Annotated in this window: 31 protein-coding genes; all 31 read right to left on the bottom strand. The window is 42.6% G+C overall.

All coding sequences use genetic code 11. The features are described 5' to 3' along the window. Positions 1 to 44 precede the first annotated feature (44 nt). The 31 genes from Q3W56_RS08115 to Q3W56_RS07965 all read right to left on the bottom strand — a co-directional run bounded on the left by Q3W56_RS08115 (position 45) and on the right by Q3W56_RS07965 (position 24,029). Positions 45 to 467 (bottom strand): phage holin family protein, encoded by a 423-nt coding sequence (locus Q3W56_RS08115; protein ID WP_302895113.1) that lies wholly within the window; start codon positions 465 to 467, stop codon positions 45 to 47. 50 nt (positions 468 to 517) lie between these two features. After that, a complete protein-coding gene (locus Q3W56_RS08110) occupies positions 518 to 718 on the bottom strand; it encodes an XkdX family protein (RefSeq protein WP_302895112.1) in 201 nt (66 codons plus the stop codon). Next, positions 719 to 1,084, bottom strand: a complete 366-nt coding sequence (locus tag Q3W56_RS08105; protein WP_302894689.1) for a hypothetical protein — start codon at positions 1,082 to 1,084, stop codon at positions 719 to 721. 11 nt (positions 1,085 to 1,095) lie between these two features. After that, positions 1,096 to 2,427, bottom strand: coding sequence for a phage baseplate upper protein (locus Q3W56_RS08100; RefSeq protein ID WP_302895111.1), 1,332 nt, complete (start codon positions 2,425 to 2,427; stop codon positions 1,096 to 1,098). Positions 2,428 to 2,438: 11 nt separating this feature from the next. Continuing rightward, complete coding sequence (locus tag Q3W56_RS08095) at positions 2,439 to 4,334, bottom strand: phage baseplate protein (RefSeq protein ID WP_302895110.1); 1,896 nt, start codon at positions 4,332 to 4,334, stop codon at positions 2,439 to 2,441. A gap of 10 nt (positions 4,335 to 4,344) precedes the next feature. Further along, entirely contained in the window at positions 4,345 to 6,210 is a 1,866-nt protein-coding gene (locus tag Q3W56_RS08090) for a phage tail protein (RefSeq protein WP_302895152.1), read from the bottom strand. 22 nt (positions 6,211 to 6,232) lie between these two features. Continuing rightward, entirely contained in the window at positions 6,233 to 7,066 is an 834-nt protein-coding gene (locus tag Q3W56_RS08085; RefSeq protein ID WP_302895109.1) for a phage tail domain-containing protein, read from the bottom strand. Between the two features lie 12 nt (positions 7,067 to 7,078). Continuing rightward, complete coding sequence (locus tag Q3W56_RS08080; RefSeq protein ID WP_302895108.1) at positions 7,079 to 10,855, bottom strand: phage tail tape measure protein; 3,777 nt, start codon at positions 10,853 to 10,855, stop codon at positions 7,079 to 7,081. Between the two features lie 62 nt (positions 10,856 to 10,917). Further along, a complete protein-coding gene (locus tag Q3W56_RS08075) occupies positions 10,918 to 11,064 on the bottom strand; it encodes a hypothetical protein (RefSeq protein ID WP_003237388.1) in 147 nt (48 codons plus the stop codon). 47 nt (positions 11,065 to 11,111) lie between these two features. Next, the gene (gene gpG, locus Q3W56_RS08070) at positions 11,112 to 11,474 is read right to left on the bottom strand and encodes a phage tail assembly chaperone G (RefSeq protein WP_195727777.1); all 363 of its coding nucleotides are present in this window, start codon (positions 11,472 to 11,474) and stop codon (positions 11,112 to 11,114) included. Positions 11,475 to 11,531: 57 nt separating this feature from the next. Then, positions 11,532 to 12,113 (bottom strand): major tail protein, encoded by a 582-nt coding sequence (locus Q3W56_RS08065; protein ID WP_302895107.1) that lies wholly within the window; start codon positions 12,111 to 12,113, stop codon positions 11,532 to 11,534. Then, positions 12,106 to 12,525, bottom strand: a complete 420-nt coding sequence (gp17, locus tag Q3W56_RS08060) for a tail completion protein gp17 (RefSeq protein WP_302895106.1) — start codon at positions 12,523 to 12,525, stop codon at positions 12,106 to 12,108. The genes Q3W56_RS08065 and gp17 overlap by 8 nt, the downstream gene beginning before the upstream one ends. Then, positions 12,522 to 12,905 (bottom strand): HK97-gp10 family putative phage morphogenesis protein, encoded by a 384-nt coding sequence (locus Q3W56_RS08055; protein ID WP_302895105.1) that lies wholly within the window; start codon positions 12,903 to 12,905, stop codon positions 12,522 to 12,524. The genes gp17 and Q3W56_RS08055 overlap by 4 nt, the downstream gene beginning before the upstream one ends. Beyond that, positions 12,905 to 13,231, bottom strand: a complete 327-nt coding sequence (locus tag Q3W56_RS08050) for a phage head closure protein (protein ID WP_014479873.1) — start codon at positions 13,229 to 13,231, stop codon at positions 12,905 to 12,907. The genes Q3W56_RS08055 and Q3W56_RS08050 overlap by 1 nt, the downstream gene beginning before the upstream one ends. Further along, entirely contained in the window at positions 13,221 to 13,514 is a 294-nt protein-coding gene (locus Q3W56_RS08045; protein WP_014479872.1) for a head-tail connector protein, read from the bottom strand. Before Q3W56_RS08045 ends, Q3W56_RS08050 begins: the two co-directional genes overlap by 11 nt. A gap of 54 nt (positions 13,515 to 13,568) precedes the next feature. Next, positions 13,569 to 13,925, bottom strand: a complete 357-nt coding sequence (locus Q3W56_RS08040) for a collagen-like protein (protein WP_302895104.1) — start codon at positions 13,923 to 13,925, stop codon at positions 13,569 to 13,571. Positions 13,926 to 13,952: 27 nt separating this feature from the next. After that, complete coding sequence (locus Q3W56_RS08035) at positions 13,953 to 15,155, bottom strand: phage major capsid protein (protein ID WP_302895103.1); 1,203 nt, start codon at positions 15,153 to 15,155, stop codon at positions 13,953 to 13,955. Positions 15,156 to 15,203: 48 nt separating this feature from the next. Beyond that, positions 15,204 to 15,800, bottom strand: coding sequence for an HK97 family phage prohead protease (locus Q3W56_RS08030; protein WP_302895102.1), 597 nt, complete (start codon positions 15,798 to 15,800; stop codon positions 15,204 to 15,206). Beyond that, complete coding sequence (locus tag Q3W56_RS08025) at positions 15,793 to 17,019, bottom strand: phage portal protein (protein WP_302895101.1); 1,227 nt, start codon at positions 17,017 to 17,019, stop codon at positions 15,793 to 15,795. Before Q3W56_RS08025 ends, Q3W56_RS08030 begins: the two co-directional genes overlap by 8 nt. Positions 17,020 to 17,023: 4 nt before the next feature. Continuing rightward, positions 17,024 to 17,230, bottom strand: coding sequence for a hypothetical protein (locus Q3W56_RS08020; RefSeq protein ID WP_085185852.1), 207 nt, complete (start codon positions 17,228 to 17,230; stop codon positions 17,024 to 17,026). A 16-nt stretch (positions 17,231 to 17,246) separates the two neighbouring features. Then, the gene (locus Q3W56_RS08015; RefSeq protein ID WP_302895100.1) at positions 17,247 to 18,980 is read right to left on the bottom strand and encodes a terminase large subunit; all 1,734 of its coding nucleotides are present in this window, start codon (positions 18,978 to 18,980) and stop codon (positions 17,247 to 17,249) included. Then, positions 18,970 to 19,455 carry a phage terminase small subunit P27 family gene (locus tag Q3W56_RS08010; protein WP_302895099.1) on the bottom strand — a complete coding sequence of 162 codons (486 nt, stop codon included), beginning with the start codon at positions 19,453 to 19,455 and terminating at the stop codon, positions 18,970 to 18,972. Before Q3W56_RS08010 ends, Q3W56_RS08015 begins: the two co-directional genes overlap by 11 nt. A 703-nt stretch (positions 19,456 to 20,158) precedes the next feature. Continuing rightward, positions 20,159 to 20,416, bottom strand: a complete 258-nt coding sequence (locus tag Q3W56_RS08005) for a hypothetical protein (RefSeq protein WP_046160700.1) — start codon at positions 20,414 to 20,416, stop codon at positions 20,159 to 20,161. Between the two features lie 142 nt (positions 20,417 to 20,558). Further along, positions 20,559 to 21,107 (bottom strand): hypothetical protein, encoded by a 549-nt coding sequence (locus tag Q3W56_RS08000; protein WP_268395723.1) that lies wholly within the window; start codon positions 21,105 to 21,107, stop codon positions 20,559 to 20,561. A 103-nt stretch (positions 21,108 to 21,210) separates the two neighbouring features. Beyond that, on the bottom strand, positions 21,211 to 21,423 hold the full coding sequence (locus Q3W56_RS07995) for a MerR family transcriptional regulator (protein ID WP_302895098.1): 213 nt from the start codon (positions 21,421 to 21,423) through the stop codon (positions 21,211 to 21,213). A 235-nt stretch (positions 21,424 to 21,658) separates the two neighbouring features. Further along, positions 21,659 to 21,808, bottom strand: a complete 150-nt coding sequence (locus tag Q3W56_RS07990) for a hypothetical protein (protein WP_302895097.1) — start codon at positions 21,806 to 21,808, stop codon at positions 21,659 to 21,661. A 450-nt stretch (positions 21,809 to 22,258) separates the two neighbouring features. Then, positions 22,259 to 22,672, bottom strand: coding sequence for an ArpU family phage packaging/lysis transcriptional regulator (locus Q3W56_RS07985; RefSeq protein WP_302895096.1), 414 nt, complete (start codon positions 22,670 to 22,672; stop codon positions 22,259 to 22,261). Between the two features lie 85 nt (positions 22,673 to 22,757). Further along, entirely contained in the window at positions 22,758 to 22,961 is a 204-nt protein-coding gene (locus Q3W56_RS07980) for a hypothetical protein (RefSeq protein WP_069839645.1), read from the bottom strand. Next, positions 22,958 to 23,335 carry a YopX family protein gene (locus tag Q3W56_RS07975; protein ID WP_302895095.1) on the bottom strand — a complete coding sequence of 126 codons (378 nt, stop codon included), beginning with the start codon at positions 23,333 to 23,335 and terminating at the stop codon, positions 22,958 to 22,960. Before Q3W56_RS07975 ends, Q3W56_RS07980 begins: the two co-directional genes overlap by 4 nt. Beyond that, entirely contained in the window at positions 23,322 to 23,513 is a 192-nt protein-coding gene (locus tag Q3W56_RS07970; RefSeq protein ID WP_046159989.1) for a hypothetical protein, read from the bottom strand. Before Q3W56_RS07970 ends, Q3W56_RS07975 begins: the two co-directional genes overlap by 14 nt. After that, the gene (locus tag Q3W56_RS07965) at positions 23,514 to 24,029 is read right to left on the bottom strand and encodes a putative metallopeptidase (protein ID WP_302895094.1); all 516 of its coding nucleotides are present in this window, start codon (positions 24,027 to 24,029) and stop codon (positions 23,514 to 23,516) included. Between the last annotated feature and the right edge of the window lie 18 nt (positions 24,030 to 24,047).

Here is a 24,047-nt window from a genome sequence, read left to right as displayed (position 1 = left end):
ATTCATTCTCTCCTTTATTTTTGATATAGAAAAAAGCCGCCGGGTTACCCAGCAGCCTGTTCATCCTTTTCATTTGTTTGATCATTATCATTTTCGATTACGTGAAGCCGGTCAGTGATGGCAGCCGGAATCTTCACGCCAATCTGTGCTAGGTTCTCCGTAATGGAAAGCCCTTCATTGGCGATATAAAAAAGAACGGTTCCAAATGTCAGGACCCCGTTCAGATTAAGAATTGTATCTATGATGTTTGCCACGATGACCACTAGAAAACTGAGCATCTTACGCACATAACCGAACCATGCGCTGCGGCTGCGAAGCTCCTTAAACTTCCACGCCTTCACTACACCGGTAAGGATATCAATAATGTTTAGCACCAGCATTAAATCAAGATATTTTACACCCCCAAACAGATAAACTCTCGCTAAATCCAATGTTTCAAAATTAATAAACACCGTTGTCTCCTCCATTTCTTGTTATCACCTCCTTAGAGGCAAAATAAAAAACGCCTATTAAGCGTTTATCCTTCTTTATTCAATTCAACCCCAGCAGGCTCGTCAGTCTCCCCAGAAGGGACGTCGCTGGGAGAAGGGTAATCCTTTCCGGTAATTTCTTTGTATTGAATATCTGTTATCTTGCCTAGTTCCACATATTTAGCAACATCTTCATCATTGTAAGCCTTCCAGCTGTAGCAGTATTGAATACATTTAAACCATTCCATTTACAACACTCCTTTTTCAGTCAAAGACATTAATAGGCTCGCTATCGTTTCGGCTTGCTCTTGCGATTGTTTTTGCGTTTCTGCCAGTTGCATGAGCAGCAATGCATTTTGTTCTTTTAATTGACTTACCGGCGACACTTCGGATACCCCAGCGCTTAGAATTTCGTCAATCTCTTCCTGAGTAGCTGTCTCCGTCCATTCTTGATTCTCTGTATCGAACTTTGGTTTGAATAATGAAGGAGAATCCGGCAGCTCTACGGTCGTGCAATCTGCAGGAATGATATAATCACCTTTTTCGTCTATTTCAGTGACTAATATGGGTTCAATAAACATATAATTTTCATCATATTTATAGACCTGTAACATTCTTAACCTCCTTAGTTTAAAGCGACAACGGCATCCATGTAGTAACCCGTCACATTGCTGTCATTATTTGAGTGAATACCAGTTAGCTTCATATCTCCACTGGCATTAATAAATAACTTACTATACCCTGTAGTACCAGAAACCGGAACCATCACGGCCACGCCGTTTGCCGGCAGTCTGTCAGATGGAATTGTCCCGCATACAACTTCACGAGTTGCCGTTATATGGCCACGCAACAGAAGGAGTTTGCCCCATTTCGCATATTGAAACGTTCTGTCCCCAGTAGCTGCCCCATTTTTAAGCGTGACGTCATGCCAGACCACTGATTCCAAATCTACGTTTGTTACAAGACGTTTCCACCCCTGCCAGCCTCTTTTTTTGTCCAGATAGTTACTAAAAACGTTATTATTCCAGTCAGTAGCAATTATATATCCGTAAGTAGCTTTCCCATTGTCATCCAATGAGGTAAAGTGAAAAATACCTCTAGTTGATACTGAAGAAGGTGCATTCTTGGCATTCCCAGTCGAATAAAATGTTCCAAACGTTTTTCCGTTTGCTATGATTCTTTCGTAGAAATCATCTGAATCACTGATACTTATTAAAGGGGCTCCTATATCGGACGTAATTTTCATTAACTGTGCACCATTCCACTTATCTTTATCGGCCTGAACGACGTGTCTCACGCTGTTGTAGTTATGCGCATTGAATTCCGCCAAAGAAGCCTGCTGCACGTTATCAACTTTATCCAGTCCGACTTGTGCTTTCGTAACAGCATGCGGGTTTGATTTATTACCCGCGTGTGTATCCAGATTGGCTTGAACCGCGTCAGCTTTCGCTTGTGCACCGGCTTTAGTTTCAACGTTATCAAAATTTGAGAATTTCTCCTGAAGCTCCGCGACGATCGTTTCGACCGTTTCTTTTAGGTCTTCGAACTGCTCGATATAATACTCCGCTGAAGGTGCGATATTTGAATCGATTAGATCCCGCGTAATATCGAAGGTAAATCGCACCACTGCTAGAGACTGATCGTTGTGGTAATAAAGATTGAGCACAGCCTTTACGTTGCCATAGTGTTTAATTTCATCGCGAGTTAATACGTATTCAGCATGACCGGCAAGCTTATCGACAATCGTAACGTCTTTTACGAATCGGCTACCGTCCGCCATCGCCATAACGAGTTTTCCAGTCACGGCAGACAAAGGTAAAGGGACGCCGTCCTTGAACAAATAAAAGCTCAATTTCGCCGTCCCTACGTCTTGTGTGCTGAATCGTATATTCGTTGTTTTGTAATCGCCTAGATTTGTAGTTACCGAGGCGCTTATTTCCGCGTCTTTATAGACCACCGTATCCCTCCTTAATTTAATGGAACCGTTAAATGCACGTATGTGTATGTGACGGCGTCTAGGTCGTTTACCGCAAATCCCCACGCGACTATTTCGCCGTTACTTCGGACGTCTATCTTGCGGTCACCTGTCGTTCCAGCAACTTGGCAGCCCTGATACCACGCCTTTTGTGGCCGGGCGCCCGACGGTAACTGCGCGAATACAACCGCATCTGTAGTCGGTATTTTTACTCTGCCGCGAATATGAAGTAAGCCGCCGTTTATTGTGTACTGAAGCTTATCATCTGGATCCGGATTGGATGCGCCGTTCTTTAGGGGTACATTCGTCCAGGAACCTCTTTGACTCGTCATAACCTCGATCCAGTTTCCTGCAACTCCGGCGCCTGTCACTACTCTCGTATAAATTTTAGTGTCTCGGTCGGTGGAGTTTCTAGTGAGTCTCTGAATAACAGTTCCGGTAGGATCGGCCGGCATAACGTCGAGCCACCAACCGGCATCGCCTGGACTCGGGTGATCCGTAATTGTTACGGTGTCCGTTGTGTACATATAGTAATAACCAATCTTCCTTAACGCCTTCAAACTGGTGAGTCCGTCAGGTAACTGTTTGGCGTATCCATTGTTTTTGGTCAATGGATAGCCTTGAAACCCTTGTGATAAGTCTGTGGCAAATGTAGCCGCATTATCTTTGGAATGATACGCATAGACTTTTGCCAGGCGCTTTCCCACTGTACCGGTTGCAATTCCTGCGAATAACGATTTCTTCCCGGTCTTCGGGTCCTTGTAAAGAAAAATGGATTCCGGCTCCCGAAAATCCCCCTCGTATTTTCCATCAGGGCCCCGGCCAAAATCACATGTAATTCGTTTCTTGAGCTTTCCATCTTTGAAGCTGAACAAAGACAATTCAGCAGGATAGGTGACGCTGTTAGTGTCTCCTGTGTACCAATACAAGTCGTATCCGTCTATAGTGAAGCCCTGCAGGTAATGCAAATCGTTTGGAACTGTCACTTCTCCCAGCAGGTTATCAATACCGTTTTTCACATCATTCAATTTACGCAGCTGCACAACACTGTCATCGTTGCTGTCTTTTAAACGCAAGGCAATCAAACCGTTTTGCTGATCAATAACTGGAATCGCATATAGATCAGTGAATTTATTAAACCGTTTGATGCCGCCATTTCCTCCGTTAATCGTTGCACCGGCTGTGTAAGGAAACCGAACTAGATCATGACCGATTGAGCTACCATGTGAATCAACTACCTCATAATTTGACCAGATATACATTCTGTCGTTTTCTCGTTCAAGCCCGATTGTGGTGCCGTGCCCGCCGTGAACGACTGTCATGCTATCAAGCATTACGCCGTTTTTATTCATCCGGGTAATGACATAGTTTTGACTTTGATCTGTGTTGCCACTTCCCACCTGCGTCGCGTATATATCGCCTGTTTTTTCGTCGATTACGAAACACTGCAGCACCGTTTTATCTGCAAGGTTCAAACTCGTATGATAAACGGGTCGGATTGTCGTGTAATCGAACCCATATTCTTTTTGAACAGAGGCATCAAGGTCAGAGAGTGATTTTTCAATCTCCACAACACGCTCATTTGCCGTGTCGAATTCTCTACCTTCTCGGTTTATACGGAGGTCCAGAACCTCTTTTACATTTGTGCCGTCTGCTTTGGTAATCACGTTGGCGAAACGCTTTTTCATCGTTTCTAATTCTGTAGAAACAGAGAGACCGCCGTGATCAATTTGACTTGATTTATGGGCGGTCTGTGAGCTTTCATGATATTTAAATTTATTGTTTAGCAGATTGACTTCCGTTTCGGTTGCCTTGGCGTTATCGTCCAGCTGAGTGAACAGTTTGGCATTCGGTGCATCCCCATGCCTCTTATTAAGATAAAGCGTCATGTTTTCACCTCTATTTCTGTCCTACTATGAGGATTTTTACCTTTGAACCTTCTGGAACACCCAGAGGATCACTTATTTTTCCGTCTTTATAAAGGGTTATATTAATGATGTTTGTGTCCACATCTTCCGCGTACAACGTATAGCCCGCCTCTTTCATAATGGAATTGGCATCGCCGGTCACATACTGGATTGCATAATCATCATCCGTATTCAAAGAGAGGATGCTCGCTGCTAAGGAAGCAAAACCATCGCCAGAAGATACAGACCATTCACCATTTAAAAATTGCAAAGAAAACGTATATGTGGTCTGTTGTGAGGCCTGCGTATTCGCCAGACTTTGCTTTATTTGATTGATCTCAGCAAGCCCAGAAGCCAATTGATTTTGATAATTTTTAATGGCCTGCTCCTGATTCTTCGCACGCTTTTTCTCTTCAATTTCCATGTCTACACGGCTTTTTCGTTTCCCGTCAATTGTCAGGTCAGAAGGCTGTTCTGGTTTCAAAGGGTTATATGAAGCCCCAGTTACTCTCAGCTTCCCATCAAAAGTGATTCCATTTAAAGGCGTATCAGCATATACACGAATGGTGTCCCCTGCCATAACCGGCTCTTCTATATCAGCCAGGGCCTGATCTAACAATTCCACATAGTCGGCATCATAGGACACCTCTGCATAAGGATTGACTTTAGTCTTAAGCAGCTTAATCATATCCTCTTTTTTGGTGATAGAATCATCTGTTACCGGTTCCGCCCAGGATGGCTGCCCGTTGATTAGAAACTTTTTTTCTTCTGGGTGAACATAGGTGACCGGAGGAAAGACATACTTTTCATCCTCATTCTTGAAAGTTCTGTACACCCCGATAATGTTGCCGCGTAGGAGATACATGACCGGGTCAGCTTTCTTTGTGCCTTTGGTATTTGGATTATTGCTGTCCCTGCCTTTAAAGGTAGCTACTACTTTATAAGTCTTACTGTCCAGGCCGCGAATGATATCAAACTCTTTTTCTGTCGGGGCTGAATCTTTATAGACAGATATGGTTTTCGTCTGATCGCCTATCTTAAATTCCCATTTACCGCCCAGCTTCGACACAAGTGTTTTAAATTTAAAGCCTGTCCCTGTGAAAGAAAAAGAAAACGTGGCTCCTATTTTCTTCGTATAATCTGCTTTTAGTGAACTATCATACGCCCAGGTGCCTGTTTTGGAATCGTAGGGAATGGACTGATCACCCAGGATGTCTTTATCTTCCTTGAGCTTTCCGTATCCTTTCACCCGTGTTGTCGTGTTATCTTCCGTTGTTGTGATCTGTAAAGACGTTAGATTTGAAAGGTTATCCAGCCTTTTTACAATCTCTTTGCCAGCTTTTTTGTAGATGTATAAATGTGTGTTATCCGGGATGATTTCAACCCCAAAGGTAGAAATGATTTCGTCCATCAGCTCAGAGGTCTTTTTATTGCCGAAACCCTCCAGCTTTTTGGCTCCAATTCCCTTCGCGTCCGGCATAATTGTAAATGTGATTTCGCTGCCTTTTACTGCGTGCTTAAGTGCTTCATTGAGAGTTTTTGTACCTTCTATCGTCTCGTGAACAACATGCTTGATCGCCCTAAAGGAATAGATGTGCGTGGCTGTTATGTCTTTAGTTAGCAAGGCCCCTTCCTGTTTGATCGTGGGCGTGTTAATGAAATAATGCTGCTTTTTATACCGCACCTCGTCGATAATAATAAAATTTCTTCCGATTAAAGCATTGAAAGGGATCTGATTGTATTCAGTCAAGGTAATCGAAAAAGACAAATCCTTTTTCCCCGTAACGTCATCATTCACTTTGGGCTCAACGTGAATTAGCTCATGTTTTTGACCCGTTTTAATGTCATGAACAAACATCTGATTCAAAGAGCATCACCCCCTATTTATAATAAAAATGTGTAATGAATCGGATATCGCTGTAGGTAGCACCTGCAACCCTAATTTGATTCTGGCCGGCTGCAAGAGTCGGGAATCGCCCACTCCTATCGGAAATAGGCGTAGAGTTCTTCAAAATGTGATGCTTCAATAGCGTTATCTTATCCGTTTTTGAAAATTTCCCGTTCAACGTCAGGGTTTCGTTTGTTGTGATATTAGTGATTGAAATATCAGTACCCTGCAGATACATTTCGACGTTGTAATTGTAGTTAATCGGGTCTAGTTTTACGTCCCCTATGTTATCCACTACAAAAGAGTTTTTATTTTGAAAGTGAAACACCGGGGTTGAGTCCCGACGGATATTCATACCCAAGTGAAACAATTCGTCCTTCAATTCCATAGATGCAGTGCTGTCATTTAAAGACTCAGCAAGTCCCTGAATGGCCGTTAATGTAATATCCACTTCCTGATACTTTTTGCCGTTTTCTTGATAGATGGAAAATGCGTCATCACACGTAACAAGCCATCGTTTATAAGGCTGCTGCGTATTGATCACATAGTAGGGGTCCTCCCTTACAAAAAGATTGTAGACAGCATCCCTTTTGATCTGGAACTGAAAAGAGCTATTTGCCTCCACAAGCACTTTTATGTTGATTTTCCTTTCTGTGTAACGCCCAGTGTTCCCCCGCTTAAGCATCATCGTCCCATTAATGAGCGCGTTTGTTCCTGCCGTCTGCCTTTCGAACACTGGCGCCTCTGGCCTAAATGAAGAAAGCGAGACACCTGGAAGAGTCTCGCTTAAATACTTGCCGTCTATTATTAGATCATAGTTTATCAACCTACCACTCTCCTAAGAGAAGCTTACATTATTCAGCAATCCCTTTTGGTTTCTTTCCTTGTTGTATGCTTCGTCTTGAATTTTATTTAATTCCTGGACGCTTAGTATTACATTCGGGTCTTTCGCCACAAGCTGCGTTAATAGTCTTACCGTTTGGCTTAACAGATTAATTTCAGCTTGCTGATTGCTGTTTTGTTGCTGCAGCAAAGTCACCATGGTTTTCAATGCGTTTGCATTGGTTGAGTTTGACCGGCTTTCCGGCTCATATCCAACCATTTTACCCGCCTGGCTGAGAACCTTATGAGCTTGGCTGCGCCTAAATTGACGCAACGGCAGCAACATTTCTCCTTTATGCACCTCAGCCAAATGATCACGCGTAATCAATCCGCCTGTATCGTAACCGATGTAACGGCCGCCACGTGCCATAGACTTCAAGCCTGGATGATTCAGAATGCCCCCATATCGACTATTGAGATAGTTGATTGAAGCTAGAATTTGGTGTACAGGGTTTTTGATATTCCCATATCCTGGTTCTTTGTTAGCTTCGAAGGTGCTTGGGATGAACTGCATAAGCCCCTGGGAAGGGTGCCCCGCTTTCCAGTTTGAATCCCATCTGTTTACGACATTCGGATTTCCGCCTGATTCCTTCATCGCTATTGTCTCAAGTGCTGAGGCATATTCTGAACCCAGCCCTTTTATCTTTAAGGCTTGAGCAACCCACTTTTTGACGGCTTCCGTGCCGCCCTCACCAAAGTTGCTTGATTCTCCAAACTTATCTTTGATGAAATTAACAAAATTCTTTTTGATAAGGGAGAAAGAACCCTTTAGGACATCGCCGGTAATGCCATTTACTTTAGGCAGTTTTAACCCCAGCTTTTCAATAACCTTTTTGATAAGTTTTGATGGGTTGCTGATATAGTCAAATACATCTAAGGCAAGGTCCTTCACTTTTCCAACGGCTGCCTTTGCTCCATTCCACATTTTAGAAATGAAACCTTCTTTCTTCTTTGTTCCGTTCGCATAAGCTGGAATTCCAGAAAGAAAAGCTCTCGTGTCAATTGCTGACAAGACTTGTGTTCCTTTGGGAAGGTTCATAAGTGTATCAGTCGCCGGACTGAGTCCCATGTGACCCGAAGGGGTGATAAAAGCCTCTGGTCCTGCATTTGAACCTCTACCATCACCGAGAATTGCCGGGCCTCCTGGATGCCCACCAGTACCATTTGCATACTGCGGAACTTCCCATTTAGGGATTTTAGTATCAACCCCGATTTTTCCTAAAATCCAGTTGATACCCTGCTGAGTAAAGCCGTTGATGATTTTACCGAATCCCCGGAGCGTTCTGTTTCCAAACGCTTTTATTCCGTCCCAGGCTTTGCCTGCCATGCTCTTAATTCCGTCACCCATTTTTTTAGGCAATGACTTGGCAGCATCGACAATATCCCAGAATTTCTTAACAATGCCGTCTTTCATATCACCGACAATTTTAAACGCTTTGTCTTTAAGGTATGTGAACATTTTTCCCGCATTTGAGGCTCCATCTTTAAATAAACTTTTGATCCTCCCCCACATTTTTGGAAAAATGCCCTTTAAGCCAGCGCCGAGAGCCTTGGCACCGCCGAGAATCTTGCCGAAAAATGAAAGTTGGATTGCATTCCAGACAACTTTTATCGCGCCAGAAAATATTTTCTTAATTCCTTCCCACATTTTTGAAAAATTCCCGGTTAGTAACCCAGAAAAAACGAGGATAACGCCCTGGATAATTGAAATCGCGCCAGTGATGACGCCCTTTATATTCCCCCAAACAGAACGTATGATCGCAAGTATGGCCGGCATGACAAACTGGACAATCGACCACACATTTTGGAGGGCTTGAGTGATCACGGAACCGTTTTGCTGCCAGAAAGACTTCCACTGCCCAGTGAGTTGACCAATGAAAGACATCACGCCGCCCAGTGCCTGTTTGACCAGAGGGCCAAGGGTTCCAAAAACTTGGGATGCAATAGTGCCAAGAGTCGAAAAAGTCGGCTTCATCGCGTCAAAGCTTGCTTTCATGTTGGATATGATGGGCTGCGCCTGCTGCTTAAAGCCGGAAAAAGCAGTTTTGATATTGTTTATCCCGTCGATGATGGTTTGGACCGTTAACACCGGGAAAAAGTCCATCAGCTTATCGGCACCCTTTGACGTATCACCATTGAAAACATCCATAACGCCAGAGAAAATAGTCTTTAGATTCTTTCCGGCATTCGCGATATTGTTAAAAGTCGGTTCAAGGCCTTTCATGCCAGACTCTAAGCCAGACATGACCGGCTCAAGTAAGCTTAGGACCCCATTTCCAATAGGCTCTAACGATGCAAGGGCAGAACGGCCAATCTTTTTAAGCCTTGTCCCAAAATTATCTTGTAGGGCCTGGCCTGCTTTTTTGGTTGCTCCGCTTGTATTTGAAAAGCTATTCTCTATGTTAGCCAGGGCAGAGACGCCTTTTTGTCCTAAATCCTCGAACTGCGTACCCATAATTTGCTGCCCTATCTTATAGGCATCGCTTTTGTTTTTCATACCGTCAATATCTTTCATAACGGCAGAGAAAACCAGGTCACCGCCTTTCCCAGTCTTTTTAAACTGAGCGTATAAATCTTGGGTGTGTTTTGATAGTGACTGCATGGCTTCGTCTGCTGTTCCGTCTGATAAACGAATGTTCATTTCTTTGATTAGATCGCCAACCTTATCCAGCTGGAACGCCCCTGATTCAGCACCCGCCTGAAAGACCGAAAACATTCTTTGTGTGGAGAAGCCTGCAGCTGCAAACTGATTGGAATATTCGTTAATCGAATCTAAGAACTCTCCGGAATAATCAAGGCCTTTCTGAAAACCACTGGTGATCATGTCCATTGCTGCATCAGTGGAAAGTCCATCAAATGAATTTTGCATTGCGTTGATTGACTTTGTAATGTCATTCCCGTCTTGGTCAAAAGCTTTAGCGATGGTCATGGTGCCCTTCGTGACTTCTTTTACCGTGTCATCGGTTGCACCTTTTAGCAATTTCACGTTTTGTTTTACGTTGACGAGTGCGTTTTTAGCCTCCCCAACGCTGTCACCGAAACCATCAGCCCACAAGCTTTTTGCTGAACTTGCAACCTTCTGAGCCTCTTTTTCCGTAAGCCCTAATTGAGCCCGAATTTCTCCCTGGGCCGCCTGCGTATCCAGTGCCATTTTGGCACCAAGCCCGCCGATTGCAGCTGTTAGGGCACCGACACTGGCAACGCCTGCAGTCAACGCACCGACCAGGCCGACTTTTATAAAAGAACTGAATTTGGATACTTTCCCGCCGGCGTCACCACTTGCGTCACCGATCTCTCTTTGGCTGTCCGTCAACTCATCAGCGCTTTCACTTGCTTGGCTTTGGGCTTGTTCCAGCCGTTGGTATTGCATCTGTGCGCGCCGCAGAGACCCTTCTAGAGAATGATACGATTGAATCTGCGTATTGAGCCGCTGGGCGTATTTCTGGGCCTGCTGTGAGCCTTCGCCGTATAGCTCAACCTGTTTCTCGTAAGATTTCCGGTATTCTTCCACAATCCTCTCTTGAATGGAAAGCTCATTTGATAAACCTTCAACCTGCTTTTTGCTGGCCGTGAGTTCATCACCCATCGCTTTAAACTCTTGAACAGTCGCTTTTGTGGCTGTCCGTGCTGTTTTGAGGTTATTTCTAAGACCAGTTATCCCTCTGTTTACGCCGGCATCGTTTAGCGTGGTATTAATGACTAAATTTCCTATTGGTCTGCCTTCTGTCGCCAAATAGTTACCTCCCTTCTATCGTTTTTTAGAAACACAAAAAGAGCGCCATTACCGACACCCTTTTACAAAGTTGCACCGAATATTTGATAAGCAGGGACAAGTTTGTTTTCTTCCTCATGCTTGTAAGTTGCAAGATCAAAAAAGCGTTGTACATCCATGTCATCTATTTCATGAAGCTTGTAACCATTTTCCATCAAGTCAAGATACATTTGCTTCATCCTGTTAAGATAGTCCCTGTAGGTCATTGGCTTCCCTGTTATTTTTGAGCTTTCTCGGCCTTCTTCTTCAATTGAGCCTTTTTTTTATCTTTAATCATAACCTGATCAATAATATCTCTGAGCCAGTCAAATAAATCATCAGATTGAACACCGTCTAGAATATCATCAAATGTAAATTGATTTTTGAATATGTCCAAAACAAGAGTCATCATGTCATCCATTACATCATGCTCTGTCATTCCAGATTCTTCATCCATTGCATTTGCATGTATTTCTAAAGCTCTATACGTATATCTTGCTGTAACAATTGGCTGAACAAATGTTTTTTCTGGAACAGATACAATTTCGCCGTTTTCATCTACTTCAGCTAGGGCATAATCTCTTAAAACTGCTTTAACCATTGTGAAACCCACCTTTTAATTTTTATAGAAAAAGCAGCCGTCATCCGGCTGCCAGTTTTATTTTCCTAAGTCTGCACTTACTTCTTCTGTTGTCATGCCGTCTGGCAGCATCCCATAAGCACGTTGATAGAATTTCTCTAATGTAAATCCATCGTTTTGATCGTAACCAATCAGGAACACAAGCCCATCCGCTTTACGCGGCAAGAATTGCCCTTCGATCGTATCTGTTTGATAGTCCACTTTATCTTCTTTCGTTTTTCCTTCCACAGAAGGGATGCCAAATTTCCCTTTTAACAAGGCATAATACACATAGCCTTTCTCATGGTGTTTTTGACGCCATGTGATGCACACGTAAGGCGGCTCCATATCTTTATGATACTCTTCAATACCATCAACAACTGGCACACCTAAAAGAGTCCTTTTCATTTCTGTGGTAAGGTCTGCGACGTTTAATTCCAGTTTTGTTTCACTGACTCCTGAACTCTTAACCGCATAAATGCCATCATCTGCATAAAGGGGCGTTAGTTCAGAAGAAACGTCCAGCTTCGCTTCAATTGCCCCCGGCATATCTACGATAACAGAGGCCTTTTCATCAACAAGCTCAGCATATTTAATGCCGCTTAGTCCCGTCTTAGCCATTCATATCATCCTTTTCTATGTTTATTTTTTGAACATCAATTAATTTCGTCGCTCTGTATCTACGGGCGTACCGATACAGAGCAATATCTGGGTCACGGTCAAAGGCTGACGCATATTGCTTGTAGTCGTTCTCTGCCATGATCTGATCAATCACAGGCTGAATAGCCCGGGCGTCCTTTATTGTTTTGGTCCATAAATCTATTTGAATATCAACCTCAAACGTTAGGGCCCTATCATCCGCATAGTCTTTTCTGTGGCTCTCAAGCTCGTTAATACGAATCATTGGGGCCTTTTCTATGTCCTGATCTTCTTCCGGAACAAAGACCAAGAATATCCGGTCACTGCCCACAAGAGAAGTAAGGGTTTTATTTTCACTTAAAAGCTTTTCAACTTCCTGGATGGGAAGCATCATAGTCCCAGCTCCCTCATGTAAACTTGCTGTACAATCTGCAAAACTGTTTGCTCCATCTCGTTTGATGTTCTCTCAATGAAGTGCTGCGGGGGCTGCTTGATCGTTCCAAAGTTAGAGAAGTGCAGACGGGATGCTGTTTCTTTCCCATAACCCACACTTGCATATATCTCCCCGTCTTCCTTGGCCTTTGAATACACCACATTATCTTTCATGTGCATCTTGTGGCTGCTCTCTCTGCCTGGGGGTGTGTTACGTTCCAGAGCCTCAGCAAAAACCTGAGCGCCTGCCTGGACGGCTGCTTTGGCTGCCCTGGTATTTTTTCTTGCAAGCTTATAAAGCTCTTTTTCTATACCGCTGATACCGTCATCTTGTCGGGCCATCAGCTCACCTTCTCCGCAAACACATTGATCAGGTTTTTATCCTGAGAGTTTGGGAGGATGTCTTTTATTTCATAAAGCTCATCATCATGAAGAACGTGCATGTTATTTGTTGCCTTCTTAACTTGCTGATAGCGAATAATGAACGTAATGCTGTTCTCTAAGAAGGTGCCAGCTGTCGTGAGCTTTTCTCTTAACTTCTGTTCTCTTATCTCAGCCCAGCAAGAAAATAAGGGCTCATTTACCTCAATATTCTCCCTGGTTTCCGGGTCCTTCCCGTTCTTTCGTGTAACAAAAGTGATGCGTGTATTGAGCCGGCTAAATTCCATCTGTATACGCCCCTCTGAATTGCTGAATAAAGTTTGTTACGCCGAAAGGTATTTCTTGCAACGCTTTGTCCATTGAGGATACGCGCTGTTCATACCAGGCACCGACCAGGAACATGACAGCTGTATCAAATTTAGGGTTGTTTTGAAAGAAAGCATCCCTGTTTGGTGAAAGCGTGACGGCATCCTTGATATAATCTTCCGCAGTATCTTTCAGCCGCTGGATAAACCCATCATCAAAATTGTGATCTATACGCATCGCAAGCTTTAATTCTTCAAGCGTCATTCCAACACTCCTTTACAAACAAAAAGGGACGCCGGTATGCGTCCCATTACGCCATTATTTTGCTTGTACTGCTTGTTCCAGGGCTTCAATACGTTTAACAAGTTCATTGTATTGCTCTTCCGTCCCAAAGCCGTCTTTACCAGGATCGCCCTTGTCTCCTTTAGGACCTTGAGGGCCAGCTTCCCCCTGCGGACCCTGGGCGCCGGTCTTTCCTTGAGGGCCTTGTGGGCCTGTGTCCCCTTTCGGTCCCTGTTCGCCAGGATCGCCTTTAGGGCCCTGCATCCCCTTGATAAACAGAGGATTTTCTTCACTGTTTCCGCCAAGATAAACCCGTGTTATCGGCTTTCCGTCCGTGTCCTTTTCCGATGCTGTCCATACACTTCCACTTTTATTTAGAAATTCTTCCGCCATTTTCAATCATCCTTCCCAATTATTTTTTTATTGTCCCACGTCTACTGCTGACTGATCTTCTGTGCTAGTTGTCGGTTGATTGATTGTTACAAAATAGCCGGCTTTGTCATCAGCTTTCTTAACGTCGAAACGAATCGCCAGGGAAAGGACCTGTCCATAAAGATCATTTTCCACCCATTTCGCTGTAGCTTTTAATCGATTCGCAAAAAGAACCGCCCTTTTTAAATCCCCGATAAACATAACCGCGTCGCCATCTTTTTCACCTAAGACAGGATCATCTACAACTGTGTTCGGTCTTCCAAACAATACTTTTCCAGATGGGGATGAAATATTTTGCTGTAAAATGTATTGCCCGTTTTTATCTTTGAGCGTATCTAAGAATTGGAACGCCGAAGAAGTTGCGACAATATCACGCTTATAAGCCTGTTTTAAATACACATTGAAAATCTTTTTAAGCTCGTCAGTTCCTGATACTGTCATCGTTGTGAATGTACGTAGAACTGCAGCAATTCTAGAATTTCGTGTATTGCGTTCAATCTGTTGCAAATAATTTGCTACAAGAGCCGTTAAGTCAACGCCTGAATCGTCAATGGCCTCTTGAGAAATTGGCAATTGACCGCGGTATGTTACAACCTTCCACTCCACTTTCTTAAACTTTGGTTTCGCTAACTCTGGATTTTTCTCTAGTTCTTCCACAGAGTTTAGTTGAGTACTAGCGTTTTCCAGGACTGGATAAGTGCCAGATGAAGTTGTAACGGAAACGTTATTTACCATTGTGCCAAGGTCAACAACGTCTTCCAGTTCCTGTTGTGGCTTAGTAATTACATCAATAGGAATTAGCACTTCTGCGCCATCAGATTTCAACCCGTCGCGTTTTTCCCCTTTTGATCGCAGAAACTCTTCAAAAGCTCTTACCTCTTCTGTCTTACCTGGTTTTATGATTGTACGGATGCCACCGCCAGGCATTGATCTTTTCTCCTCATCGTCTTCTTTAGCACCAGCTGGTGCAGGGTTCTCCGGCTTAAGTCCGGCTAACTCTTCATATTCCGCAAGCTTTTTCTGCAGGCCGTCAAGCTCTTCTTTCATGGAGGTAATTTCACCTTTCAGAGCTGTAGCTTCGTCCAACTTGTCTTCCTCTGCTCGTTTTTGGGCATCTGTGATTTTTGTATTAATAGCCGTTTGTTTTTGAGTAATCTGTGATCTTAGTTCCTTAATTTTTTCAGATAACATGTGTTTGCTCCTTTTCAAATAAAATAAGCACCCGATTTTCGAGTGCTTTTACAATCCTATTTTTAATAAATCCAGCTGCAGCAGCAGCTTTTCTTTTTCCGGATTCCGGTTTCTTTCCTCGTACTGCTGTAAATTCCGTTTGGCAATTGTTACGTCAGTGTCTTCATAAGCCGGATAAGTAACGACTGACACATCTGTAAGCTTTGAAATGTTTCTCAAGCTCCGCAACGGCAGGCCGGTTTCCTGGTCACGAGTAAAACTGTCTCCATCCTTCCCCAGCATGAAGCCGAAAGAACAATTTGAGATATTACCAACCCGCAGATTTTCGTATAAATCTGTTGCGTACTGTGTATTCGGTAAATTAACATCGAATCTTAAGCCGATGTCATCAACTTCAAGCTTAAGCGTGCCGGCAGACGTACGCCCGAGAATCTTGGACGGGTCATGATCAATTAATGCCCGTACATCGCTCATGTCTGTCTGATCCAGAGCCCTTTTATCAATCATTTCAATAAAGCCGCCCAAATTGTGGCTGCGGGTGCCGAACTTTAAAGCATAACCACTAATCACTTTTGGACCGTCATCGTCTGAATGAGCTTTTAAGGTCCCTTCCTGCGACGTTCTAATCTCTACTTCCTTAGACATTCCCCTCACCTCCTTCACCTGCTGACGAGATCGGCAGGCTCTTTGCCTTTGCTTTCTGAATCTCGTCCATCAAATCAATGTTCACATAGTTCAAACTCATGTAGCGTTTGTCCCCGTTTGATATTGGCTCGTAACCATACTCAGCCAGCGCATTGTTGAGAGAGAAAATACCGTTTTGTAGCAAGGCAATGACATTTTCACGCTTCGTTTTTGCGTCCGTTTCCCTAAACCTCCGCGTATCGAACTGAAATTTCCGTTGCAGGTTTAAAGGGTACGGCAGCATCTTGAAATTAAGCTCTGAGGCAATGGCCGCAAAATAGTTGGATAGTGTATTTGTCAGATAGTCCAGATTAGCTTGTTCAAGTGAGGTGTTGACCTGCTCAATGCCCAGCTTGTGCGCCGGCAGACCGAACACTTTGGCTATCTGTTTCGTTGAATGCGTGTAGTTATTCACGACCTCAAGCACTTTCGTGTTGATTTCTAACTGGCTAAACTCCATATTTTCATCAAGTACAACAACCCGCTGCTGATTCTTTATGCCAGAGTTTGCTTTTTCAAATTCATTACGGATTTTGTCCTTTGCCTCAGAAGACAAATGGCCTTTTTTCATGTTTACAATACCGCTTAAGTTGACCCCTCTTCTGAAAAAGTCTGTGACAAGGCGTTTCCCAGCCTCCTGGCTTTCAATTTCGTGCTTAAGACTAGAAAGAGGACTCATACCCGTTATCCCGTCCATGCTAAAAAATTTAATGTGCAGTACATTTTCCGGCTTCAAGACTCTTTCTTTGCCGCCAGACGGATAATACCGGTACAGAATTTCGTTTCGGTCCTGCAGCTGCTCGGCATAGACTTCACTGTTCAATAAATGAATCAGCTCTAAAGGCGTCCCCTCTTTGTCCCGGACTATTTCCGCGTAAGACTGGCCGTTCATTAAAGCGTTGGCCACAAGAATGAACTTAAAAAAGTACCCTGAATAATAATCATTGGGTTTCTCATTCAGTAACCTGAACAGGTCGGAATCCTTTTCCTCAACGCCATTTTGGTGGACCATAATTGGCGACGCTGCAATATCAGAGGCTAGGGTAAGAACTGCCGTGAACACATCGCTATTTTTAATCGCACTGACAGACGTGTAAGACAGTCCGTCCAATCCGAGAATGATTTCATTGAACTCTCGTGCTCCTGGGCTCTGCTTATCTAACGATCGAAAGAATGCCACTTAATCACCCCCCTCCCTCTTCTTTTGGATTCAGTAAGAAGGCAATAAGAACGAGAAAAAGACCTGCCACAATAAAGCCGGCTACTGGATGGAGAAAGAAAACCCCATAGTCGATAACAAACAAGCCGGCCAAAAATAAAAGAGTATGCAAGTTCAACTTAATAAACTGACATACTCCCAACAAAAAGGTATTTATTTTTCCGATTTTCATGGCGCCCCCTCCTTCCCTAAAGAGTGAATTCTTCGCTTTCGTAATAAGAGTTCCAATCAAATTCCTCTTGTTTGTAATGGTACATAGCTCCCGTGTGTGCGTTGATCATTGCCGCTGCAGGGTCAATCTTTTCCCTGTATAGCGCTTTGTCAATTTGAATCGTATCATTCACTTTTTTCAGCATTGCATTGTGCATCGCCGTATCAAGTAATGGATTCTTGCTGTGTATGATTTTTCCGTCGAATACATTCAAACGAAAATCTTTTGTTGGTTCAGATAATGTGCGAGGACCTTGACGAACTTCAATCAGCACATCTTCATAGCCATATTTCTCAATTTCATTTAAGAATAAAGAGATATTGTAAGGGTCAAAGAAGATTCCCTTTACTTGTAAATCAAATTCTTTAATATGATTGATCATATAATCCACAACCTGCTGCAGATTAATGATTCCGGATTTTTTGTCCGTAATTGTGCAGTATCCGGCTTTCGCGAGAGTACGATAGTCCAGTTTGTCACGCTCAATTTTATTATCCAGTCCACCTTTTGTTCCAACAAACGAGTGGCTGTCCACATAAAATGTCTCATTTTCATCCTCTAATGGATAAATGAAGCCAAGGGATGATAAATCATCTGTTCGTGATAAGTCAATCCCTATGTAAACCGGCTTCCCTGTAATGTCAGGCGCACCATCCACACCGCGCTTTTTCCAATCGTTCCCGTTGATAAAGCTTTCAGAGGAAGCAGACTGCCATATATTAAAGTTTTTTACGAGTGTACCGTTTAGATCATCTTTATCAAGAGCCTCCTTCAATTTCTTGCGGAGGTTTTTCAAGATTTTCTTTTGTAGCCCCTCCACCTCAAGTAGTGGATTGCTTTTTATCCAAGTGCTTTCGTCGTAAATTTCCTCTTCGTCATCCTGTTCATAGACAATCGCAAAATAGTTTTCGTTTTCCTTACGACCACTTAGAATATCGTCAACATAAGGATACTCTTGCGAATACATGGGGCCGTTCAGCTTAAAGCCGGCTGTACTAATGATTAAGATAAGGCCCTGGTCCTGCTGACCTTGGGAAGACTCAAGGACTTCCATCATTTTCGTGTTGGACGCTGTGTGGTACTCGTCGAGAATTCCAATAAGAACGTTCAAGCTGTCCAAGTTATCGGTATCCCTCGATAAAGGCATAATGACGCAGTCATCTTTCAGGTACCGGATTTCATTTTGTATAATCTTTGTCCATTTCCTCATGAATTTCGATTTACTTCGTATCTTTTTAAGCTGCATCGAAATCATTTTAAAGACGGTTTTCGCCTGGCCTCTTGAATTAGCTGTCGCATAAATTTGCCTGTCAAACTTAGGTGCTTCGCCGTAAATCAACTCGTATAGTGATAGACCCGCAACGAGTACAGATTTACCGCCCTTTCTCGCCATGCTTATATACGCTTTGGTGAATCGCCGGAAGCCGGTCTCTTTATTCCTCCAAGCATAGAGCATGTACACAATGAACTTTTGAAACAAAGCCAGCTTTGTGGGCTTTCCCGTTGATATATCTGGCAGCATCTCAAGAAACTTAATGACCTTTTTTGCTTTTTCGGGTCTGTATTCATATTCATAAGACGGGTCAGCTACTCTTTCCAAATCTCTCAGGTGACGCTGACAGGCTTTTATGACTTTCTTGCATGCCGTTATTTCTCCGCTGACAACCTTTTTCGCGTAAAGCGTGCCGGGGTCAAGATGTTCAATCGTCATCTATCGCCATTGCTCCAAACTCATCATCTTCCTCGCTGTCGCTGTCGAGGCCGACGATTCGCAGACGTGAATCCAGAGACAGACCAAGCTGGCCGGCAATGCCCCGGATCTCTTTAGACATGCTGTTCATTATATCCACAGATGGATTTTTCTTTTTAACCGTCTCGCCCCGGCTGTTTTTTTCAAACATGACTTGGCCGTCTTTGGCTATATCGGCCATCGCTTCCCGATACTGCGCATAGCTGTTGCAATAGATCGCAAGCAATGCCGAATCTAATTCAGAGATTGGCAAATTGATAATGTGCGGGTAGATACGCCGCCATTCATTCTTCGCCATAGTGGACAGCCAGTATGGTGGCTTTTCTTGCAAGGGCGAAAAATCTTTGAGTTTTTCTTCCTGCTGCAGACGCTCTTCCCGCTCTTCGTTGGTAATTTGTCCTTTTAACGTTTCCGTTAATTGTTTTCGTCTCGCCAATCAAAACCACCACCTTTCGTCCAAAATACATCACATAAATTTCGGTAAAATCAGCGAACGACAAAAACGCCGATCAACTCATACGAGATAAGGGATCGCGCGTAATATTTCAGTATTCAAAATCCGGCTAAAATAGCAAATCTCAAAATTTCATTTCAACATTTTTTACAAAGTTGAGGGGGCGCCGATGCCCAGGAAAATTTTTTTGGTACCCGGTTAAAGTTCGGGGGGACTTAAAGTGACAAAATTAATGCTGTAGTGGAAATAATCACGCTGATACCACTCGCAATAATTCCGATCAAATGAAACGTTCTGTTGCTCATCTAATTACCTTCTCCTTCTCCAAACGTGACTTGGTTATGATGATACTGACACAGTACCTCAAGATTATTTAAATCAGTACGTGCCTGATCATCGTTTAAAACGTCTCTAAGCTCTTTAAACTTGTGATGGACTACTAACCTATGAGACTTATTTAAACGTCCCTGTGAGGCACAGACGGCACAATGATAGTTACTTTCTCTTAGCTTCTGTTCTCGAAGAAGCTTCCACTCTCTTGAATGGTAATAGGAATAGAGTTCATTGTTCTCCCTGTTGTACCTCACCTCTTTGTTGTACTGCTTGTCAGCATAGCCCTTGTGCTTCTCACAATAGCGCTGTGTCCAGTCCACATAGTTACGGCAGGCTGGCGCGTTACATCTTTTTAACGGCACCTAACAGCCCTCATTTGAACCTCAATAATTCCCTTTGCTGTATCTATAATTTCTCTCTGTTCAGATGTGAAATTGTAAATCGGCAAGTCATTCAAAGCGTTTAAAATGTCACCATACGTGTAGCAATTCTTTTTTAACTCTTCAATAAGTTCATCAGCAGCTTTATTTCGGGCAGCTACAAATTCATCTGGCTCTACCACACTCATAATACTTTTCAAAAACTCATGCTTTTTCTTTGCCTCGCTCATGCTATCCCTCCTTCATATTCTTTCTAAACTGCCACCGTACTCAAGCCGTTAACCGCCAATAGTTCTCCCTGAGATTTACCGGAAGCAGTTTACAGAGAATATAAAAAACGCCTTGATGTAACAAGACGTTTCATTTTGCACTTTATAAAATGATTTCAATTTTCACTTTGTCATAGTCTTCTATACACTCTTTAAGTAAAGTGTAAGCAACATAATTTTTATCTATTTTTTTAGTAGTTCTTCTGAAAAAAAATATCCACCATAAAATTATAACTACAAAAGGTGCTGTAACTGCAAATATAGCCGATTTAAAAATAGGTGTCATATCTAGGGAATTTATCATTTGTATTAACTGATCTTTTGTTATTTCTTTATCACCTATGTATTTATCTAAAAGGCCATTAAATAGATCCAATGAAGCTGTCACCAGTCCCACTGTAACTGAACTGAAAGCTGTTAATAACACCATAAAAAAAGAAAAAGGCTGAACAGTAAGGCTTTGGCTATCCTTAGCGATATTTATAGATCCTTCTATTCTGTTAAGCATTCTACGAATATCCTCTTTTTTGTGATCTTGAATGATTCTGCTCTGTAAAGCTTTTTCTGCATCCACAGTTAGATTATAAAATTTACCATATTTTTTTTTAAGATAGGTTAGTATTATTTTTGATTCGCCTAAATTTTTGGTCAATGTTATCACCCAATTTAGATTATCGACCAATTTATAGGAAATTTAATTCTTGAAGAAATTGTCGAACGATTATACAAAAAAGCACCCTTAGCTGCGGGTGCAATCAACGTTTCTTCTTATAGCCCTCAATATCTTTTCTCAAGAACAGGCGATCTCTATTTGTTGTTTTAATCGGCGTTAGTGTACCGTAGTCAACCAGCTGCTTAAGGTTCTGCCTGCTGCATCCAATAATCTGAATGGCTTCAGATGTCGTTATAACTTCTTTGTCCATGAAATCCCTTAGCTCGTCGATATTCTCAAAAACAAACTTAGTCATTCCGCAGGTTCCTCCATTTAAGGATAATATTAATGATGGTCAGTACCAGCCATATCAAAGCAAATACCATTGTTATAATGTCTAGGGTGTCTAAATTGCTGTAATCCTTATCCACAAATACGATCACAAACAGAATGAAAAATATAATTGTTGAGCCATCTACTAGTTTTTTCATATGCTTGAGCATGGAACACAAAGTGTTATAATAAGGCAAGGGGAATAATCCCCTCTGTGCTTATGTACGACGTTTCTTCTTGGCGGGAGAACGTCGTTTTTTGTTTTTGCTTTCCTTCAATTCCTTGATATTCTTGATCATGGTTGTGATTCCTGTAAGGATTGCAACCAGCCAAGCCAAGTCCCGAAGGATAAGCTCAACCATTTCCATGCTCTCTCAACACCTCCTTTCTATACTTTTATTATAACATTTATATTTACCACCGTCAATACAAAATTTGGTTTTATTTTCTTATTTTCGCTCCTTATGCTAATTGCTTTTTAAGATTGATCTCACACATACTCCGAGAGGAAGCCAAGTATAGCAAGATCGCACAATGAAATACGATAATACTATTCTCCCGATACGGACGCCTCAGACTAGCTGCTATCCAGGCTCAGAATGTTCCTCTCGTTTTGGCTTCATTCCTCAACACCTTTGTTCCGTATCCGAATTCGTCTTGATAAGGGAAAGACGCTTCTCCCGTATATTTCGATAAGTTTTATTTATCGTATTTCGTTGATAGGTTAAGTTTATCGAGATTTCAAACATAAATAGTCCCCCTTTTTGTCCCCTAAAATGTCCCCTGTTTTATCGGAAATTTGTCGACAAAAAAAGCACTCAGATAATTCCGAGTGCTGTGGCAATACGTAGAATGGCACGCTGTTTTATCTCATAATAGGTGTCCTTCTTCATGCCAAGTTCCATATAGATATGAATGTCTTTTGTTTGGCTGGCTGTTAAGTATTTTTTCTCAATGATCATCCGTTCTTCATCGTCCAGGCTGTTTTCTAACGCCCTTTCCATCTGTTTGACCTTCAATTCATTTAACATGAAAGAATCTCTGATAGAAGGAAACGGACTGATGCCAGCGTCAACCGATTCCTTTTTATTCTCAAGTTGTACTTTCAAAGCTCGATAATCTTTGAGTTCTTTGATCACGATTTTACGGACTGCCTTCAAATCCACAGGATGAAGGAATGAAAGTTGTTCTGTCACACCCGTCCTCCTTTCCTCTATTTTTCTTGTTCCCATTTTTGTATTCGGCTTTCCGTGAAGCAAACCCATATGAGAAGTGCAACTGAATTAAACATGAAGAGAGCAGCTAAAATATAGATGATCACTCTGCGCCCTCAACTTTTTTAGTAGTCGTAAAATAAAACATGCTAGTAAAATCCACATTGAAATCCTTTTTGCATTTCTCACAATCCATATCGAAATTACCTGACATATACCCTACATCGATCAAGTCCTCATATCCCATCAAATAATGGCAGTGAGGGCATTTTATGATGTCCACTGTCTCTGTCTCTTTTTTACTCACTCCGCACCCTCCAAAAGCTGAGGATCTTCATAAATGTTGCCAATGACTTCCACATAACCGTTAAAAAGTAAATCGCCCAGACCATTTTCTATTTTTGAAACGTTCCAAAATCCCCATTTAGTTAACCATTCAACTTTTCCTATACCGGTATCAACTCCGCCTAACTCTTCCGCGCCGTTAGTGACTTTCACAATATCTCCCTCATAAATTTCTCGATCGTTCTTGTCCTTAAATCCAGTGTATTGCATGATATTATAAGGTCTTTGATCCGGAGTAGATATAAATAACTCGTTAAAAGGAGCGTCCCACAAATCTTCATGTGTAAGCATCTTTTTCCAAACGATATCCCAGACCCGAAATTTAATTTCTCGCATTCTCCGTTTTCCTCCCACCATTATTTTTCTTTAATCCACATTCCAACGCATACAACATGGCTTTAAACTTGCTGTTCTCATAAGGACCGTATATTTTATTTTTCATAATCAATACAAACTCACGTTCGGTTTCAATGCATGCAAAATCCCCTAATATAAAGTTTCTGACTACACCCATTTATTTCACCCTCGATAGACGCTGCACGTCTGAAATGGTCATTTGGTGATCAGCTTCACGTACTGCCTCGGCAAATGTTTCAATGCCGGTATCCCATAAACCATGGCGCTCGATAATCTCAGAGAATTCCTCAACGTCATGCTCACGGATGCCCCAGCTGTCTGGATCAGTGGCAGCGCCGTATACAGTCACCCATTTACTTTGATCTTTCGGATCAGTCTCTTCCCATTCTTCTCGAGTAAAATGGCAAAGCTCATGATCTACCAGGGCAGCGCGCTGTTCCTCCGGCATCGTCTTCCATGCAGTCTTATTGATAAACACGAAAAGCATGTAATCCGTCATATGACGTTCGAATGCCGTACATTTTTTTGCTTTTCCTGCCCATTTGCTGTTACCCTCACGGAGATAAAAACCTATTTGCTGTTTAGCGTCTTTTAAATGTGGGTGGTGTTCATCAATTATGCTTTCAGCCAGCTGCCGTACTTCCTTCGATTCCTCAAAACCTACAAATGCCATGTTACTTCCTCCCTTTGA

This window comes from Bacillus sp. C28GYM-DRY-1, from assembly GCF_030519405.1.
In the GTDB taxonomy this organism is placed as follows: Bacteria; Bacillota; Bacilli; order Bacillales; family Bacillaceae; genus Bacillus; species Bacillus spizizenii_A.
This window is presented reverse-complemented; position numbering and strand designations above follow the sequence as displayed.